Genomic DNA, 16,864 nt, shown 5'->3' on the forward strand with positions numbered 1-16,864 from the left:
TCCCAACTTGGGAGAGTTGCCCGGCTTTTTGCACTTAAATTAAGACCGCTATTTTTGCTTCAAATGGCTGTTAAAGATACTAAATAAGTCGGTTGCCGTAACCTGTGCACGATTTACACGGCTTATAAGGTCAGTTAATTCTTCATTAGTAAACGTCAGTTCATAATCATTCAAATCCGCTAGTGTTGCCACCGCAATGGCAGCTGTTTGCAGATTCATATTCAAAAACGGCTTGCCGGAAATGATGGCATCCATCAGAAAACCGGTTTTATTAGCCACCATCTCGCGTAGGCTTTGGTCGTAAGCATTAGATTGAGGAACTGCAATCACTTTGTCCAGTTGTTCAGAGTTCTTGATTCCAGGCTGCTGGCCGTCCCTGATCGCTAAACGACTATTAATAGCAACTAGTTCATCAGCTGTTAAATAACGCATTACTTGTCACCCCGCATTTGATTTAATGCACCTTCAAATTGATCGATGACCGTTTCCAAACTTTGGAAAAATTGAGCATCGAGTTGAATATCGTTTCGGAAAGACACGTCGATGGCGTCGCCCTTTTGAACAGCCAATTTTCGAGCAATATTTGCGGGAATCGTAATTGCTAATGAATTGCCAACTTGAATGATTTGACGTTGTGATTTGATTTCATTCATGAGCTCAAATATTTCCTTTCGTTATAACAAATTCATATTTCTATAAAAGTAGTATAGCATATTTGCTCAAGTCAATCATACAAAAGTGTTATAGTTTATATTATATTCCAATAAAATATGGTATTAGGTGGAATATATTTCTGAGGAAAAAGAATATTGGAAAACACTGTCATTTAGTAACCTGCATGGTACTAAGTATTAGGCTATCTTTAAAATAATTAATGATCAGGAATATTAGAAATTAATTTGCCAGCTCTCATTTACCATGCTAACCTATGAGCATACTAAAAACGACCGAAAGATAAGGAGGTACATCTGATGACTGTTCAATTCAATAACAACTCAACACTTGCAACCTCTTTATTAGCCTTATTATTATGACCTAGGATTTGACAATGTAACACGTCAAGTCCTATTTGCGTTATGGAATGGGGCTTGTCGAAACAACACCCCATTCAATGCGAATGGGGTGTTGTTTTTGGTTAAAACTCAAATTTGAAGGGATGATTATTATGAGTAAACAGATTCAGTTTTTTGATACCACGCTTCGCGATGGTGAACAGACAATTGGCGTCAACTTCAGTATTGATGAGAAAGTTGCCATTGCAAAACAGCTTGAAGCATGGGGTGTTGATGTAATTGAGGCAGGATTTCCAGTAGCTTCTAAGGGCGATTTTGAGGCGGTTCAGGCAGTTTCACGTGCCGTGAAGAAGACCTGCGTTACTGGTTTGGCGCGGGCCCGAAAAGGTGATATTGATGCCTGTGTAAAGGCGACTGCAGATGCCGTACATAAACAAGTGCATGTCTTCATTGCAACCAGTCCCATTCACCGTGATTCCAAATTACATATGACGAAGCAAGAAGTCATTGATACCATTACCGACTGCGTGTCATACGCGCATCAGTTTTTCGATATCGTGGAATTTTCACCAGAAGATGCCACTCGAACAGAACCCGACTTTCTGGTTGAATCAATCAACGCGGCAACGGCTGCAGGCGCAACCGTGATCAATATTCCGGATACGGTGGGTTACACCAATCCAGCTGAATTCGCAGCACTCTTTAAGAACCTTCGCGAAAACGTCAACGATTTTGATAAGTACACCTTTTCAGTGCACTGTCACGATGATCTTGGTATGGCGGTTGCTAACAGCCTTGCTTCCATTGAAAATGGTGCTACTCGAATTGAAGGGACCATCAACGGAATCGGTGAACGGGCCGGCAACGCAGCGTTGGAAGAAGTTGCCGCAGCAATGTACGTTCGTAAGGATTACTACGATGCGACGAACAATATTAATATGAAGGAAACCAAGCGTACCAGTGATATGATCAGCAAATTTGCTAAGATGCCGGTACCGCATAATAAGGCCGTAGTTGGGGCGAACGCATTTGCTCACGAATCTGGGATTCACCAAGACGGCATGCTGAAGAATCCGCAAACGTACGAGATTCTCACTCCTGAATGTGTTGGTGCCCACAAGACTACGTTGCCACTTGGTAAGCTTTCCGGCTCACATGCCGTGATGACTAAGCTAAATGAGATGGGTTACGAGGTTAACCGCGATGATATGAAGGTTATTTTCCCACACTTTAAGGATAAGGCAGATCATACCGACATCGTTTCGGAAGACGATCTGCGAGTGATTATGAATAAATATAGCGAGGCGAAAGCATCATGACAGTAAATATTGCAGTACTTGCCGGTGATTATATCGGCCCAGAAATCATGGCAGCTGGGTTAAAGGTGTTAGCCGCCGTCAGCGAAGGTCAGGACTTCGACTACCAGTTGCATGAAATGCCCTTTGGCGGCGCTGGAATCGATCAGACCGGGGAGCCGTTACCTGCTGAAACGTTGAGGACTGCTCAGCAAAGTGATGCGGTCCTGCTGGCTGCCATCGGCGGACCTAAGTGGGATGGTGTGCCAAAGACGCCTGAGCAGGGTCTGCTGGCAATCCGTAAAGCGCTGAATCTGTTCGCTAATATTCGGCCAACGGAAATCAGTACCGCAATGCAGAAGTACTCGCCGCTTAAAAACACTGAACCAGTGGACTTTGTGATTGTCCGTGAGTTGACCAGTGGCATTTACTTTGGTACTCCTCGCGAAACCACTGATACCTACGCGTTGGACACGATGCGCTATACCAACGCAGAAATCGAACGAATCACCCGGGTAGCCTTCGATATGGCCATGAAGCGGCGCAAACACGTGACGCTGGTGGATAAAGCCAACGTGCTGGATACCAGTAAATTATGGCGAAAGATCGTTGCTCAGATTGCAACGGAATATCCTCAAGTTACCTATGATACTAGCTATGTAGACGCAGCTTCCATGAAGATTATTGCTTCACCAGGCCAGTTCGATGTGATTCTGACCGAAAACCTATTTGGCGACATTCTCAGCGATGAAGCGGCACAGACTACCGGTTCGCTTGGTACAATTCCATCCATGAGCCGTGGGACAGATGGGCCGTCGCTATATGAACCGATTCACGGTTCAGCACCTGACATTGCCGGTAAAGGAATTGCCGACCCAATTTCAATGATTCGTTCGGTAGCCATGATGCTGACCCACTCGTTTAATCGGGATGACATGGCAAAGGAAATTAGCGATGCTATTAACCAGACGGTAGCAGCTGGTATCGTTACGCCGGATTTAGGCGGGCAAGCAACTACTGAAGAAATGACAAAGACAATTATTAACCATATTAAGGAAAGCAGGCATTCATATGAGCCAGACCATGTTTGATAAAATTTGGAATAAGCACGTGCTTACGGGGAAGGTTGGCGATCCGCAACTGCTGTACGTTGATTTGCACTTACTTCACGAAGTAACGTCACCGCAAGCGTTTGAAGGATTACGTGAAAATCACCGGAAAGTGCGCCGAACCGATAAAACTTTTGCAACCATGGATCATAACGTGCCGACAAAGGATATTTTTAACATTAAAGATGAAATTTCACGTAAGCAGATCGATACTTTGGGCAAGAATGCCAAGGAATTCGGCGTTCGGTTAGCCGGTATGGGACATGAAGATCAAGGCATTATCCACGTTATCGGACCGCAATTAGGACTGACTCAACCTGGAATGGTCATCGTTTGCGGGGATTCGCATACCGCCACGCACGGTGCGTTCGGTTCAATTGCGTTTGGTATCGGAACTTCGGAAGTGGAACACGTCTTAGCCACTCAGACCATTTGGCAGACGAAGCCCAAGACCATGGGCATCCACATTCACGGTCAATTACCAAAAGGCGTGTACGCTAAGGACATCATTATGGGGCTAATTGCCCGCGAAGGGGTTTCGTTTGGAACTGGATATGCGGCTGAATTCTACGGCGATACCATTGAACGGATGAGCATGGAGGAAAGGATGACGTTAAGCAACATGGCCATTGAAGGTGGCGCTAAGGTTGGGACAATCCGCCCTGACCAAACAACCTTTGACTACGTTGCCGGCCGGAAGTACGCACCTAAGAACATGGCTAAAGCGATCGAATACTGGAAGCAGTTTTACACGGATGACGAATCCGCCTTTGATCAAATCGTTGACTTTGACGTGAGCGACTTGGCACCATTCGTTTCCTGGGGAACTAATCCTGGTATGGCCGTACCCGTTGACCAGCCGTTCCCAGAAATCAAGAATGCTGACGATCAAAAAGCCTATGACTACGTTGGGCTTAAGCCGGGTCAAACCGCACCGGAGATCCCAATTGAATTTGCCTTCTTTGGTTCCTGCACCAATGGCCGTTTGTCCGACCTGAAGATTGCAGCCTCCGTTTTAAAGGGGCATCACATTGCCCCGCAAGTTACGGCACTGGTGGTACCTGGTTCTCGTACCATTAAGGAAGAAGCTGAGAAGCAGGGAATTGATAAGATTTTCAAGGATGCCGGTTGTGACTGGCGCGAACCCGGTTGTTCAGCTTGTCTGGGTATGAATCCCGATCAAGTTCCAGCTGGTGTTCACTGTGCTTCAACGTCTAACCGAAACTTTGAAGGCCGCCAGGGTGCTGGGTCACGGACGCATTTAGCGAGTCCGGCAATGGTTGCTGCGGCAGCCATTAACGGCCATTTTGTAGATATCAGAAAGGCAGGCATTGCATAATGGAACCCATTACAACAATTACGAGTACTTCAGTACCAATCATGAAGGATAATATCGATACCGATCAACTGATTCCAAAGCAATTTTTGAAGAATATCCTGAAAGTGGGTTACGGCCGGCACCTGTTCTTTGACTGGCGCTACGAAAAAGACGGTAAGCCAAATCCTGACTTTATTTTGAATAAGCCTGAACGCCAGGGTGCCGAGATCTTAGTCGCCGGTGATAATTTTGGCTGCGGGTCTTCTCGTGAACACGCGGTTTGGGCACTAAAGGATTACGGATTTAAAGCCGTGATTGCCGGTGGTTTCAGTGACATTTTCTACATGAATAGTACTAAAAACGGTTTTCTAGCTATCACCTTACCCCGGGATCAACGGGAAATCCTAGCGGCTGCACCAGCGGATGCCAAGATTACTGTTGATCTGCCTAATCAGGAAGTACGTTACGATGGGCACCAATTCAAGTTTGAGATTGATCCGCTATGGAAGCACAAGTTTATTAATGGTTTGGACGATATTGCCATTACGATGCAATATGAGGATCAGATTGAAGCTTATGAGGCAAAAATGCCTCAATTTTAGAAATTGACAGTAGTAAAAAACGACCACCAGCATAATTACTGGTGGTCGTTTTGATGTTTCTGTTAGACTACTTAGTGTCCTCTTTGACCTTAAAGTAATCCGGATAGGCGTTAAGAACAGTGCCCTTTTCTTCAAGCATGAGGTGCAAATGTTCCTTCATGAGATAGTCAATGTTGTCGAGGTCTTTGCTGACAACGGCTTCATAAATGAGTCGATGCTGCTTCGTCAACGTTTGCCAATTAAGATCGGTTTCTTTTAGCCGTAGTCGGCGAAAGCGATTCAACTGGGTGTTATTCATTTGCAGCCACTGCCAAACACTGTCTTTATTGGCAAGCGTGTAAAAGAGGTGGTGAAAGTCTTGATCTAAATCAAAAAAATTGTCTGGTTGATCCAACGCCGCGGTCTTTTCCTGTTCCTTTAAGTTATTCTGAATTTTGTCTTTGGTTGCAGGCGTCATCATTGTAGCCGCCTGTAACATAATTCTTGGTTCAATGGACTCGCGAACAAAGCGACCGTCTTCAGCTTCTTGTAAGTCGATTTTAGTGATATACGTACCGCTTTGTGGGATAACTTCGATTAATTCTTCACGTTCAATTCGGATAAGTGCCTCTCGGATGGGGGTTCGTCCTAAATTAAGCTCTGTGGAAATTGTTTTTTCCGAAATCTTTTGTCCTGGAATGTATTCAAAGTGAATAATTCGATATTTAATTTGATCGTATGCGTCCTTTCGCATATTGTCTCGTGCGTTGTCCATGATGAACCTCCTGCAAAAACTGGGGTATTTAGCAAATTAAAATACCTTAGATTAGTTATACCATTAAAATATAAAGAATTGTTGAAATTCCGGCTAAATGAGTTTGTTTTTGAGAAAAAAACCTGTTTTTTATTGCCTTTAGACTGGATTTTAATAGAATGTAAGTGCTAGTATAACAAGGATGTAAGCGCTATTGACAAACTGATATATCAGATGTACAATTCTCGTATATTAGTTTGAGTGAGGACGGGATAGTGATGGATTATATTATTGGAATCGACGTTGGTACCACGAGTACCAAGGCTTTATTATATGATTTAAACGGCAAAATTTATGCAAAAGCAAATAAAGGATATAAACTTTATCAAACAATACCTGATATGGCAGAAGAAGATCCTGAGGATATCTTTAATGCCACGTTGCAAGCAATCCAAGAAGTCGTTGCCAAGGCACAGTTAAAGGACGGCAAAGTCATTGCGGTTTCTTGGTCGGCACAGCAGCATAGCTTAATTGCGCTTAATCAGGACTATAAACCAATTACTAAGGCAATTACTTGGGCGGATAATCGTGCTGGTAAATACGCTACTGAGTACAAAGAAAACGGTCGTGGGATGGAAATGTACAAACGGACCGGTTTGCCAATACATCCTATGGGACCATTTTATAAACTTCTGTGGTTAAAAAACGAAAAGCCCGATATTTTTGAACACGCTGCATACTGGGTCGGCATCAAAGAATACATTATCTGGCGGTACACAAACGTACTTAAGGAAGAAATCTCTATGGGTGCCGCAACTGGTCTCATGAACATGAAGACCATGGACTGGGATGAAGAAGCCATGAAGGAAGTTGGTGTTAAGCGCGAACAGCTTCCAGAATTGGTAGAAACCACTTATAAGATCAAAGGGATTCGCTCGGAGTATGCCAAAGTGATGGGCATTGATGATGACGTCTACTTTGTAATGGGTGCAACTGACGGTGCTTTGTCGACGATTGGTGTGGGTGCCATTGATACTGGCGTTTTAGCCATTAACATTGGGACCTCTGCAGCGGTTAGAAGCTTTGTGGATAAGCCAGTTATTGATCCTAAGGGCCGGCTTTACTGCTACCCAATCATGAAGGGCAAGTACTTAGTCGGCGGTCCCATCAACAACGGTGGGATCGTATTCAGCTGGGCACATGATGCCTTATTTGGCGCTGAACTTGAAACTGCCAAAATGCTTAAGATGAACTCTTTTGACATGCTGACTGAAATTGCCAAGAAGGTGCCAGCTGGATCGAATGGATTGATTTTCCACCCATATCTTGGCGGTGAACGGGCACCATTATGGGATGCTAATGCTCGGGGTTCCTTCTTTGGACTGAACCGTTCACATACACGTGCGCACATGATCCGTGCCGTGCTTGAAGGAATCGTTTATAACTTGTATTCAGTAACGTTAGCCTTGCGCGAAGTTACTGGTGCTCCGAAGGCTATCTTAGCTGCTGGCGGGTTTGTACAGTCCTCTCTTGGTCGGCAAATCTTAGCGGATGTATATGAACATGACGTCACCATTCCTGAATCATACGAAAGTGGCAGTTTAGCAGCGATGTTCTTAGCCAAGATGAGTTTAGGCTTAGAGGATAACTTAGAGGATATTAACAAATATATGGGTGCCAAGAATATTTATCATCCAAATGAAGAGAACTACGCTAAGTATCGTGCTTTAATTCCAATTTATATTCGCTTAAGCCGGGAACTTTCTAAGGAATATAAGAGCATTGCCGACTATCAACGAGAATTTCCTGAAAACCCGGATGATCAGGAATAGGATACTGCTACGTAAGGAAGTGTTGGTCGATGAGTGAATTTTTAACAATTGGTGAACCATTGGCGCTGTTCGCATCAATGGATACGGATCAGTCATTAGTAGATGCGACCCATTTTCAAAAATTTGCGGCTGGTGCAGAGCTGAATGTTTCGGTTGGAATTTCACGATTAAAGCATCAAACACAGTATATTACCCGGCTGGGGCAAGATCCGTTAGGGGATTTTATTAAAAAGCAGTTACAAGCTGAGGGCGTTGGTATTTCGTATATTGACCAAACAACAGCGTATTGGACCGGTTTTCAGATGAAAGAACGCGTGTCGAAAGGGGATCCGCTGACTCATTACTTCAGACGTGACTCAGCCGCCGCCCACTTTGATAGCAGTCAAATTGCTAAAATTGATTTAAGTGACGTTAAATTTTTCCATTACACGGGTATTTTCCCGGCAATTTCGCAGCAGGCATATTTGGCTACACAGGCGTTGATCAGCCGAGTTCAGAATAACCTTGGAATCAAGCTGACTTTTGATCCCAATTTACGCCCCTCTCTATGGCCCAGCAAAGAGATTATGATTGAGACGATCAACAAACTAGCGTTTCAGGCGAATATTATTTTGCCGGGAGTTCACGAAGCAGAACAATTAACGGGGGAGACCGATTTAAACCACATGGCCGACTTTTACTTCAACCAAAGTGCCAAGGTTGACTTAGTGATCATTAAGATAGGCGCACAGGGGGCGTTTGTAAAAAAACGTAACGGTGATGTTCTGAAAGTTAAGGGATATCCAGTTGATGAAATTGTTGATACTGTCGGTGCTGGAGATGGTTTTACCACCGGTGTAATTACCGGATTGCTAGATGGATTATCCATTGAAGATGCAGTCCGCCGGGGAAATGCCATTGGGGCTCTAGCGATTCAATCGGCAGGCGATAATGATGGTTATCCAACCATTGAAGAACTTAAGCGGTATCAAAAAAGCTCGGCTTAGTGCCGAGCTTTTTGTATGCCTTCCCACAGGCCTAAAAGATAGGTGATTCCTAGCGCACGATCATACAGCCCGTATCCAGGACGGCCATTTTCGTTCCAAATATTGCGACCATGATCGGGTCGGACATACCCGTCAAAATGGGTGTCATCAAGAGCTTTTAGAATTGCAAACATATCTAGCGATCCTTCAGACGATTCATGAGCCGATTCACGAAAGTCGCGGGGGTTTTCCTGACTGTGTTTGATATTACGTAGGTGGATAAAGGGAGCTTTACCTTTGCTGACGAATTCTCTAATGATGTCAGGAACATTATTATCGGGATTTTCGCCGAGGCTGCCAGTACAGATCGTAAAGCCGTTCATTTTTGAAGGGTAGAGCGATTCGATTTGTCGCATGTCGGCAACGTTTTTGTAGATTCGCGGGAGGCCGAACAATGACATTGGCGGATCATCAGGATGCATTGCCATCTGAACACCGTATTGCTCGCAGACGGGAATAATGGCGCTAAGGAAGTACTTGAGATTATTTCTTAGCTGTTCTTCATCAACGGTAGAATAAGCCTTGAAAAGCTGTTTTAAGTGGCTTAAACGTTCTGGTTCCCAGCCTGGTAATTCGAAGTGATTTGATGTTTGAGTAATTTGATCAAATAAGGCTTGAGGATCCTCAGGCAGCGCTGACCGTTTAAACTGCATAACGGTAGAACCATCATCCAACGGGAAGTGCAGGTCTGTTCTGATCCAGTCAAAAATCGGCATAAAGTTATAGCAAATGACTTTTACACCATTTGCTGCCAGGTTTTTAATTGTTTGACAATAGTTTTCGATATAACGGTCACGGCTAGGTAAGCCAATTTTAATATCATCGTGGATGTTTACTGATTCGACGACTTCAAACTTAAAACCAGCCTGATTTATCTGGGCCTTAAGCGCTTGTATGGCCTCAGTAGGCCACACATCACCAACTGGTATGTCTGACAGCATGCCCACGATTTGGTGGGTCATGGGGATTTGTTTTATTTGAGCAAGCGTAACGTTATCGTGTGGTCCAAACCACCGAAAACCCATATTAAGTTGTGACAAAATAAAGCCTCCTAAGTCTTAGAGTGCGTTAAAAGTTTAACATAGTTCAGCAACTGGTTAAACAGTCTATCGGGATCCTGAATGAACGGGGTGACGACTGCTGCTTATGCAGTTGATTTGCACATTAATGTTATCGTGAACATTAATAATAATATATATCTTTTTGAATAAGCTGATTTAGGCTAAATAAACCATTATTAAAGTTAAAAATGTTCAGGATAAAATTATTTTTAAAAATATTTTAATGCGTATAAACACCTAAAAACAGGCAATTATAAGAAACTAAAAAAGTATTTTTTAAATAAATGACGAAAATGTTGTCATAAAATATTCACGTGTGCAGAAAAATGTGCTATCATTAATCTTGATCTTAGGAAAGCGCTTTCCAAACAAGGTTAATGTGTATGTTAAGTCAGTTTAGGAGGTTGTGTTATGAGTGAGTCAACTGTTAAGAAATCATCGGACAGTACCGGGACCGAAACCGGTATGATGAATGATTCTTCTAAGCGGATTCCAACACGTGAAAAGGTTGCTTATGGTTTCGGGGACTTTGGTAACGGCTTCATGTTTGACTTAGGTCAAGCCTATCTAACAAAGTTTTGGATTGATGCATGTGGTATTGGGGCAGGCGCTGTTGCAGGAATTTTCGCCTTTACCAAAATATTTGATGCATTTATGGATCCAATTGCTGGTTCATTTATTGATAACCGAAAAAATATCAGCTCACGTGGGAAGTTTCGCCCGGTAATGATGATATCAGCTATTATACTTGGCATTATGACGATTGTGACATTCACGATGCCAAACGGTTTATCAATGACCCAGAAAATCATCTACGCTTATGCCGCTTATATGATTTGGGGCGTCGCCTATTCATTTACCAATGATCCGTACGGGTCGCTAGCTTCTGTAATGTCACGTAATTCTCAAGACAGAAGCTTTATGGCGACGACGCGTCAAGTTGGTTCGGTTGGTGCTCAATTTATAGCGGGTGTTGCATTTATCCCGCTGATGGGCTTGTTCAGTGAAGGTCACGAAACTCACGGCTACTTCATTGCCGCTGCAATCTTCGCTGTTATCGGTGTCTGCATGTTCGCCGTTTGTTACTTTGGAACGCGTGAAAATGTTAAGGTTCACCGTAATAAAGGTGCTCAAAAGGAAGGTTTCAAGGATTATCTCCGGGTTATCTTCCGTAATGGTCCATTAGGCGCATTGATTTTGATGACGCTGTTTACCATTTCGGCTATGAACACTAACAACCAGATGATGGTTTTCTACGCACAATATAATTTAGGCAACATTGGCCTACAACCAGTTATCAACGCCATTATGATGGGCTGCTCAATCGTCGGGGTCTTTATGATTCCTACCTTAACCAAGCATTTTGGTCAAAAGAAGACCGCACTTGTCAGCTTTGGTGTTGGGGCAGTTGCAAACATTGCAAACTACTTTTTACCATCAAATGTTTTCACGTTTATTCTGCTGGTTACTATTGGTTACACTGCATTGGCCATTCCTAATGGGATTACTTGGGCGATGGTTTCAAACGCGATTGACTATGGTGAATGGCACTCTGGTATTCGTAAAGAAGCGATTACCTACGCTGCCTTTAATTTCTCCCGTAAGATTGCGCAATCACTCGCTGCTTTAGTCAGTGCTGGTGTTCTGGCTTTAACGGGTTACGTTGCTAATGCACATCAAACTCCAGGAGCATTAAACGGGATCAAAGCCGCGATGACGCTCTATCCAGGTATTTGTTTGATTCTTGCAGCCGTTGTCATAGGCATATTCTATAAGCTTGATGATGACAACTTTGCCAAGATTGCCGATGATCTTGATCACGGTAAGTGGGAACACGGCACGATTGGTGAAGATAATTAATTTGTTTTTGAACCTATAAAAATTTGGAGGCTTTTACAATGGATTTAGAGAAATTGTTACAGGATGTTCACGAGATCTTTGATAAAAACGGTGATTATTCAGACTTAAGCGATAAGGCCATTTACGCCCCTTCAATCCAAGTAGATCGTCGTAACGTTTACTTCATTCTGCACAACACAAATGAAAAGGGATACATCGTAAAGAATTTAGTTGTTTACGAAAACCGGCTGACTGCTAGCGATTTTGAAGCTAAGGAAAGCCTTGATGACAAGGATTCTACATTATTAGTTGGTGATTTGAACGAACATAATAACGATGCTTTAGCTAAAAGATTCCAGTGGATGCGGCCAACCTCTCGTCGTAACTATAAGTACACCTTTGGGTTAGGCGACCGTCTAGGTACTGCTTCAAACGCCCATTTGCGTTTGTTTAAGGGCCGTGGCATCATGCCTGTTTTGGCTCAACAGTCTATTCGTGAATTAACTTTGATGCACCGTACTAACACCGACGTTTTCCAATCAGCTTCATGGGCTGTATTTGAAGAAGGTTTCACTTACGGCTGGGGCGCTGATGGTGATCACGTTAAGACGCCATACGAAGTTGACTATGCCGTTAAGATTGGCTGCTCAATGATCACTTTGGATTGCACCGAAGAAATTCATAACGATGTTGTTAACTTGGATGAAGCTGAATTGGACAAGCGCTTCAACTCATTGGATCCAGACCAAATCAAATACTTTAACGATACTTATTTGAACAAGGACTTTGAAGTCGCTGACGGCGTTAAGGTTCACTTCACTAAGAAAGACGTTGAAGAATCAGTTTTAACCTTCTATGACGCCATTCTATTTGCTGCTGGCATTTACACTAAGTTTGTTGTTCCATATAACTTGGACTTTGAAATTTCAATGGATGAAACGCCTTATCAAACCACGCCAGAAAACCACTTCTTCTTTGCTAATGAATTAAATCGTCGCAACATCACACCAACGACCATGGCACCTCGCTTCTACGGTGAATTCCAGAAAGCCATTGACTACATTGGTGATACTGATCGTTTCGAACGTGAATATGTGGTTCATGAATCAATCGCCGAGCATTTTGGCTACAAACTCAGTATTCACTCAGGTTCAGATAAGCTCTCCGTTTACGAAATCATTGGCCGCTTATCCAAGAAGCATGGCTGGCACGTTAAGACAGCCGGCACTAACTGGTTGGAAGCTCTGCGTGTCGTTGCACACAAGGATCCAGACTTCATGCTTGAACTGTACAAGTTCTCTTACGAAAACCTTGATGATGTTAAAGCCTTCTACGTCTTTAACGCGCAAACCGATGGTACTGCACCTAAGCCAGAAGATATGAACAAGGATAACGTGATGGATCTGCTGGATAACGATGATGCCCGTCAGGTATTGCACACAATGTACGGTTCAATTATGAATTTGAAGAAGAACTACCACTATGTCTACCGTGATAAGCTTTGGGACATCTTATTGAAGAACCAGGCTCTCTACGACAAGTACTTGAACATTCATATTGCTGAGCACTTGGACTTATTGCAAGGTGTTGTTAAGACCAAGGCTGAAGCACTTGAAAAGAACGAACCTAAGACTGATATTTCAAAGAACTATTAATGATGCGGAGGAATAGGTAAATGGTACTATTAGATGACGATTTCCTGCTTGGCAATCAAACCGCTAAGACACTCTTTAACAAGTACGCTAAGGATATGCCGATCATTGATTTTCATTGTCATTTAAACCCAGAGGAAATTTACGAGAATAAAAATTACCCTAATATCACAAGAATTTGGCTCAACGAAGGCACATACGGGGACCATTATAAGTGGCGCTTGATGCGTGCTAACAGTGTGCCAGAAGAGCTTATCACTGGTGATGGTGACGAATACCAGAAGTTCTTGGCATGGGCTGATACCATTGAAAAGTCATATGGTAACCCGCTATATGAATGGACTCACCTAGAATTGAAGCGGTTCTTCCATATTGATGATGTCTTTACCAGAAAGAGTGCACCGGCTATCTGGAAGAAAGCTAACGAGCTTCTTCAGACAGATGACTTTAAGCCACGCAATCTGATTAAGAACATGAACGTTAAAGTAGTCTGCACAACTGACGATCCTGCTTCTGATTTACACTATCACAAACTATTGAAGAAGGACGAAGCTGAAAATAGCTTTAAGACGTTGCCAGCAATGCGTCCTGATAAGTTGATTCAAATTGAAAGTGATGGTTATGGAGACTATCTTAACCAATTAGCTGAGGTTTCAGGCGTTAAGATTAACTCCTTTAAGGATATTATCGCAGCACTTGACCAACGGTTTGAATTCTTTAACGAAATGGGCGGTCGGCTGTCTGACCATTCATTGCTAACGTATCATTTTGCTGAAGCAACGGATGCTGAACTCGATGCAATTGTTAAAAAAGCGGTTGCTAATCAAGAATTGACACCTAAAGAGCATGATCAATACCTTACCATGCTGTTAGAGAACTTGATGCATTTGAACACCAAGTACAACTGGACCATGCAGTTCCATATCAATTCGATTCGTGATTTGAACCGGCCAATGTATGCTAAATTAGGACCGGATACAGGTTATGATGCCGTTGGTACTCAACCGGATATTGTGGCGCACATCCAAAAATTATATACGAAGATGCAAGATTCTCACGATATCCCAAAGACCATTTTCTATTCATTGAATCCAAATGACTGGATGCAGTTAGCTACTTTAATGGGCTGTTTCCAAGAAGGCGGCAAGCAGCGGTTACAACTCGGTGCTGGCTGGTGGTTCAATGATACTGCTGAAGGTATGAACGAACAGTTAAGAATTTTTGCTCAAGAAAGTCTGTTACCTAACTTTGTCGGGATGCTGACTGATTCACGGAGCTTCTTATCCTATCCAAGACACGAATACTTCCGTCGGGTATTGTGTAACTTCTATGGGAACCTCGTCGAAGAGGGCCGTGTACCAGATGATGAAGAATCTCTTGGCAAGATTATCCAAGATATTTCTTACAACAATGCTTACCATTACTTTGGCTTTTTCGATTAACAAAGACACAAGTACACTTTGAAGAATTTACACACACTCCGAGAAAATATTTTATGCCAGAAATATTAAACGCGTGAAAAATAAAAACCGGGCAGTAACTCGGTTAGGTTCCAAAACAACTCAATAGCGACTGATTTCCTGAATAATAAGGGACCAGTCGCTATTGAGTTGTTTGGTTAAAAATAGTATTATGCCCCGGTCTTTCTATGTTTTCAATTATTAGTCTGATAATTAGAGAAAGGTTAAATTAATCGTACCCGCTAGAAGTGCTTTGGGGTAAAATGAAAGGTAATAGATTTAAGTGTAGACGTGAAAACTTAAAACTGTACAACAGGGAGATGATTAGGCTCGTGGAAAATATTACCATTATGACAATTGCTAAAATAGCGCATGTTTCCCATACGACGGTGTCACGGGCTTTAAACGATAGTCCACTTGTTAAGGAAAAAACCAAGCAAAGAATTCGCCAGATTGCTGATGAAATGGGTTATGTTCCCAATTTAAATGCGAAAGGATTAGTTAAAAATCAATCGTTTTTGATTGGAATCTTCTTTTCGGAAATGAAAACTGGGACCTCACCAAGTTTTTTGGTTGATGTCATGAATAAAGCTCGAGAGTCTTTACCGAAGGGGTACATCATCTCTGTTGATAGTATGGATAATTATAGCGAACAAGCTTTACCGACTAACCGGTACGATGGCGTAATTGTTGTTAGCCAGTCAACGGATGATGATGATTTCATTGAAACTTTAGCCAGCCAGCAAGTGCCATTGGTGGTCCTTAATCGAAAACTGGAACGAGACGATGTGGTGAACTACGCGACGGATGATTATCTCGGTGCGCAAATGTTACTACGGTATGCTGTTCGAATGGGGCATAAAAAGTTTGGTATTATCGAAGGGCAATCGAGATTTATATCATCACTTGAACGTCGAAGGGCCTTTAATGACGTTATGGCAGAGAATCATTTCGAGGTTTTACCTGATCACATTAAGAATGGAAATTATCTGCCCGAAAGCGGCTATTTAGCAATGAAAGAAATGCTGACGGTTTCACAGGCGCCAACCTGTGTCTTTGTTGCCAACGATGATATGGCAATCGGCGCTATCCGGGCTTGCAACGATCTTGGTTATCGCGTTCCAGAGGATATTTCAATTTTGGGATTTGATGATATGGGTTATACTAAGTACTTAGTACCAAGGTTAACAACCGTTAGTAAACCTACTCCCACACTGGTTGAGACGGGTGTATCAGCATTGACAAAACTTTTAAAAGACGTTCCAGTTTCTACACCTAAGCGTGTTTTCCCCCCTACATTAGTGATTCGAGACTCTGTTAAGAACTTGCGCAATGAAACACAATCTTAGTTTCTTTCAAGAAAACGTTTTAATTATGAAAAAGTGTTGCATTATTTTCATTACATGCTAGTATATGAGTTGTCGAAAAGAGAGAAAGTTGCTATTAGGAGGCATACATCATGATTAACTCATATACAAATGTTAAAAGTAACCACACTGCAGTAACCCCAGAGGTTACTCGTCCAGAAGGGGCAAGTAAGTTTGTCCGTAATTTAAGTGCAGTATTAATCAGTGTCATTGTATTAGGTAGCTTAATCCTTGGTGGATTATCAGCTTCTAACGACGGCAGTGCATTAGCACAAGCATTTGTTCAAACCACTACTGCTACTGCAACTTCAACAAAGTAATTTTGAAATAAACAAAAAAGAGGCTGTGACATAAGTCTCTTAATTCAAAAGCAGGTAGTTAAAAATCCAAGGATTTTTAACTACCTGCTTTTTTCTACCATAAGTCAAGTATGAAGCGACCTACGAGATGAATTTATTTTGATAATGTGTCGAAAATAGCGCACACTAAATAAGCCTTAGGCTTGTCTGATTTTTTAGATAATGGTACTCTATCTTTGATTAATGACGAGCTAAACAG

Annotated in this window: 15 protein-coding genes; 11 read left to right on the plus strand and 4 right to left on the minus strand. The window is 42.6% G+C overall.

Annotated features, from left to right (window positions below; all coding sequences use genetic code 11):
• Positions 1–48 precede the first annotated feature (48 nt).
• Both JUE95_RS09400 and JUE95_RS09405 read right to left on the minus strand, forming a co-directional pair.
• Positions 49–432 (minus strand): type II toxin-antitoxin system death-on-curing family toxin, encoded by a 384-nt coding sequence (locus JUE95_RS09400; protein ID WP_203650949.1) that lies wholly within the window; start codon positions 430–432, stop codon positions 49–51.
• Positions 432–653, minus strand: a complete 222-nt coding sequence (locus JUE95_RS09405; RefSeq protein ID WP_203650951.1) for an AbrB/MazE/SpoVT family DNA-binding domain-containing protein — start codon at positions 651–653, stop codon at positions 432–434. Before JUE95_RS09405 ends, JUE95_RS09400 begins: the two co-directional genes overlap by 1 nt.
• Before the next feature lie 512 nt (positions 654–1,165).
• On the opposite strand from JUE95_RS09405, the gene JUE95_RS09410 reads away from it, so the two are divergent.
• The 4 genes from JUE95_RS09410 to leuD are packed head-to-tail and all read left to right on the plus strand — an operon-like array spanning position 1,166 to position 5,337.
• The gene (locus JUE95_RS09410; protein ID WP_203650953.1) at positions 1,166–2,332 is read left to right on the plus strand and encodes a 2-isopropylmalate synthase; all 1,167 of its coding nucleotides are present in this window, start codon (positions 1,166–1,168) and stop codon (positions 2,330–2,332) included.
• On the plus strand, positions 2,329–3,399 hold the full coding sequence (leuB, locus tag JUE95_RS09415; protein ID WP_203650955.1) for a 3-isopropylmalate dehydrogenase: 1,071 nt from the start codon (positions 2,329–2,331) through the stop codon (positions 3,397–3,399). The genes JUE95_RS09410 and leuB overlap by 4 nt, the downstream gene beginning before the upstream one ends.
• Complete coding sequence (leuC, locus tag JUE95_RS09420; RefSeq protein ID WP_203650957.1) at positions 3,380–4,756, plus strand: 3-isopropylmalate dehydratase large subunit; 1,377 nt, start codon at positions 3,380–3,382, stop codon at positions 4,754–4,756. The genes leuB and leuC overlap by 20 nt, the downstream gene beginning before the upstream one ends.
• Entirely contained in the window at positions 4,756–5,337 is a 582-nt protein-coding gene (gene leuD / locus JUE95_RS09425) for a 3-isopropylmalate dehydratase small subunit (RefSeq protein WP_203650959.1), read from the plus strand. The genes leuC and leuD overlap by 1 nt, the downstream gene beginning before the upstream one ends.
• Positions 5,338–5,404: 67 nt before the next feature.
• Here leuD and JUE95_RS09430 read toward each other — a convergent pair whose 3' ends face one another.
• Positions 5,405–6,091 carry a GntR family transcriptional regulator gene (locus tag JUE95_RS09430; RefSeq protein WP_203650960.1) on the minus strand — a complete coding sequence of 229 codons (687 nt, stop codon included), beginning with the start codon at positions 6,089–6,091 and terminating at the stop codon, positions 5,405–5,407.
• A gap of 257 nt (positions 6,092–6,348) precedes the next feature.
• On the opposite strand from JUE95_RS09430, the gene gntK reads away from it, so the two are divergent.
• Together gntK and JUE95_RS09440 are read left to right on the plus strand one after the other, a co-directional pair.
• Positions 6,349–7,902, plus strand: a complete 1,554-nt coding sequence (gene gntK / locus JUE95_RS09435; RefSeq protein WP_203650961.1) for a gluconokinase — start codon at positions 6,349–6,351, stop codon at positions 7,900–7,902.
• A 29-nt stretch (positions 7,903–7,931) separates the two neighbouring features.
• Positions 7,932–8,888: a sugar kinase gene (locus JUE95_RS09440; protein ID WP_203650963.1), complete on the plus strand. Its 957-nt coding sequence runs from the start codon at positions 7,932–7,934 to the stop codon at positions 8,886–8,888.
• On the opposite strand, the gene uxuA is transcribed toward JUE95_RS09440, so the two are convergent.
• A complete protein-coding gene (gene uxuA / locus JUE95_RS09445; RefSeq protein ID WP_203650995.1) occupies positions 8,885–9,952 on the minus strand; it encodes a mannonate dehydratase in 1,068 nt (355 codons plus the stop codon). The two genes, JUE95_RS09440 and uxuA, sit on opposite strands and share 4 nt — an antisense overlap.
• 447 nt (positions 9,953–10,399) lie before the next feature.
• Here uxuA and JUE95_RS09450 point away from each other — a divergent pair, with 447 nt between their 5' ends.
• The 5 genes from JUE95_RS09450 to JUE95_RS09470 all read left to right on the plus strand — a co-directional run bounded on the left by JUE95_RS09450 (position 10,400) and on the right by JUE95_RS09470 (position 16,626).
• Positions 10,400–11,848, plus strand: coding sequence for a glycoside-pentoside-hexuronide (GPH):cation symporter (locus JUE95_RS09450; RefSeq protein WP_203650965.1), 1,449 nt, complete (start codon positions 10,400–10,402; stop codon positions 11,846–11,848).
• 38 nt (positions 11,849–11,886) lie between these two features.
• A complete protein-coding gene (locus tag JUE95_RS09455; protein ID WP_203650967.1) occupies positions 11,887–13,482 on the plus strand; it encodes a tagaturonate epimerase family protein in 1,596 nt (531 codons plus the stop codon).
• A gap of 20 nt (positions 13,483–13,502) precedes the next feature.
• On the plus strand, positions 13,503–14,921 hold the full coding sequence (gene uxaC / locus JUE95_RS09460) for a glucuronate isomerase (RefSeq protein ID WP_203650973.1): 1,419 nt from the start codon (positions 13,503–13,505) through the stop codon (positions 14,919–14,921).
• A gap of 350 nt (positions 14,922–15,271) precedes the next feature.
• Positions 15,272–16,288 carry a LacI family DNA-binding transcriptional regulator gene (locus tag JUE95_RS09465; protein WP_203650974.1) on the plus strand — a complete coding sequence of 339 codons (1,017 nt, stop codon included), beginning with the start codon at positions 15,272–15,274 and terminating at the stop codon, positions 16,286–16,288.
• Between the two features lie 110 nt (positions 16,289–16,398).
• Positions 16,399–16,626: a hypothetical protein gene (locus JUE95_RS09470; RefSeq protein ID WP_203650975.1), complete on the plus strand. Its 228-nt coding sequence runs from the start codon at positions 16,399–16,401 to the stop codon at positions 16,624–16,626.
• Positions 16,627–16,864: the final 238 nt, after the last annotated feature.

Source organism: Secundilactobacillus yichangensis (assembly GCF_016861565.1).
Classification (GTDB): Bacteria; Bacillota; Bacilli; order Lactobacillales; family Lactobacillaceae; genus Secundilactobacillus; species Secundilactobacillus yichangensis.

Coding starts and splice junctions, on each gene's coding strand:
- uxuA (WP_203650995.1), bottom strand. CDS start 9,952: ATGGGTTTTCGGTGGTTTGGACCACACGATAACGTTACGCTTGCTCAA.
- JUE95_RS09400 (WP_203650949.1), bottom strand. CDS start 432: ATGCGTTATTTAACAGCTGATGAACTAGTTGCTATTAATAGTCGTTTA.
- leuB (WP_203650955.1), top strand. CDS start 2,329: ATGACAGTAAATATTGCAGTACTTGCCGGTGATTATATCGGCCCAGAA.
- JUE95_RS09410 (WP_203650953.1), top strand. CDS start 1,166: ATGAGTAAACAGATTCAGTTTTTTGATACCACGCTTCGCGATGGTGAA.
- uxaC (WP_203650973.1), top strand. CDS start 13,503: ATGGTACTATTAGATGACGATTTCCTGCTTGGCAATCAAACCGCTAAG.
- JUE95_RS09405 (WP_203650951.1), bottom strand. CDS start 653: ATGAATGAAATCAAATCACAACGTCAAATCATTCAAGTTGGCAATTCA.
- JUE95_RS09440 (WP_203650963.1), top strand. CDS start 7,932: ATGAGTGAATTTTTAACAATTGGTGAACCATTGGCGCTGTTCGCATCA.
- gntK (WP_203650961.1), top strand. CDS start 6,349: ATGGATTATATTATTGGAATCGACGTTGGTACCACGAGTACCAAGGCT.
- leuD (WP_203650959.1), top strand. CDS start 4,756: ATGGAACCCATTACAACAATTACGAGTACTTCAGTACCAATCATGAAG.
- JUE95_RS09470 (WP_203650975.1), top strand. CDS start 16,399: ATGATTAACTCATATACAAATGTTAAAAGTAACCACACTGCAGTAACC.
- JUE95_RS09450 (WP_203650965.1), top strand. CDS start 10,400: ATGAGTGAGTCAACTGTTAAGAAATCATCGGACAGTACCGGGACCGAA.
- leuC (WP_203650957.1), top strand. CDS start 3,380: ATGAGCCAGACCATGTTTGATAAAATTTGGAATAAGCACGTGCTTACG.
- JUE95_RS09430 (WP_203650960.1), bottom strand. CDS start 6,091: ATGGACAACGCACGAGACAATATGCGAAAGGACGCATACGATCAAATT.
- JUE95_RS09455 (WP_203650967.1), top strand. CDS start 11,887: ATGGATTTAGAGAAATTGTTACAGGATGTTCACGAGATCTTTGATAAA.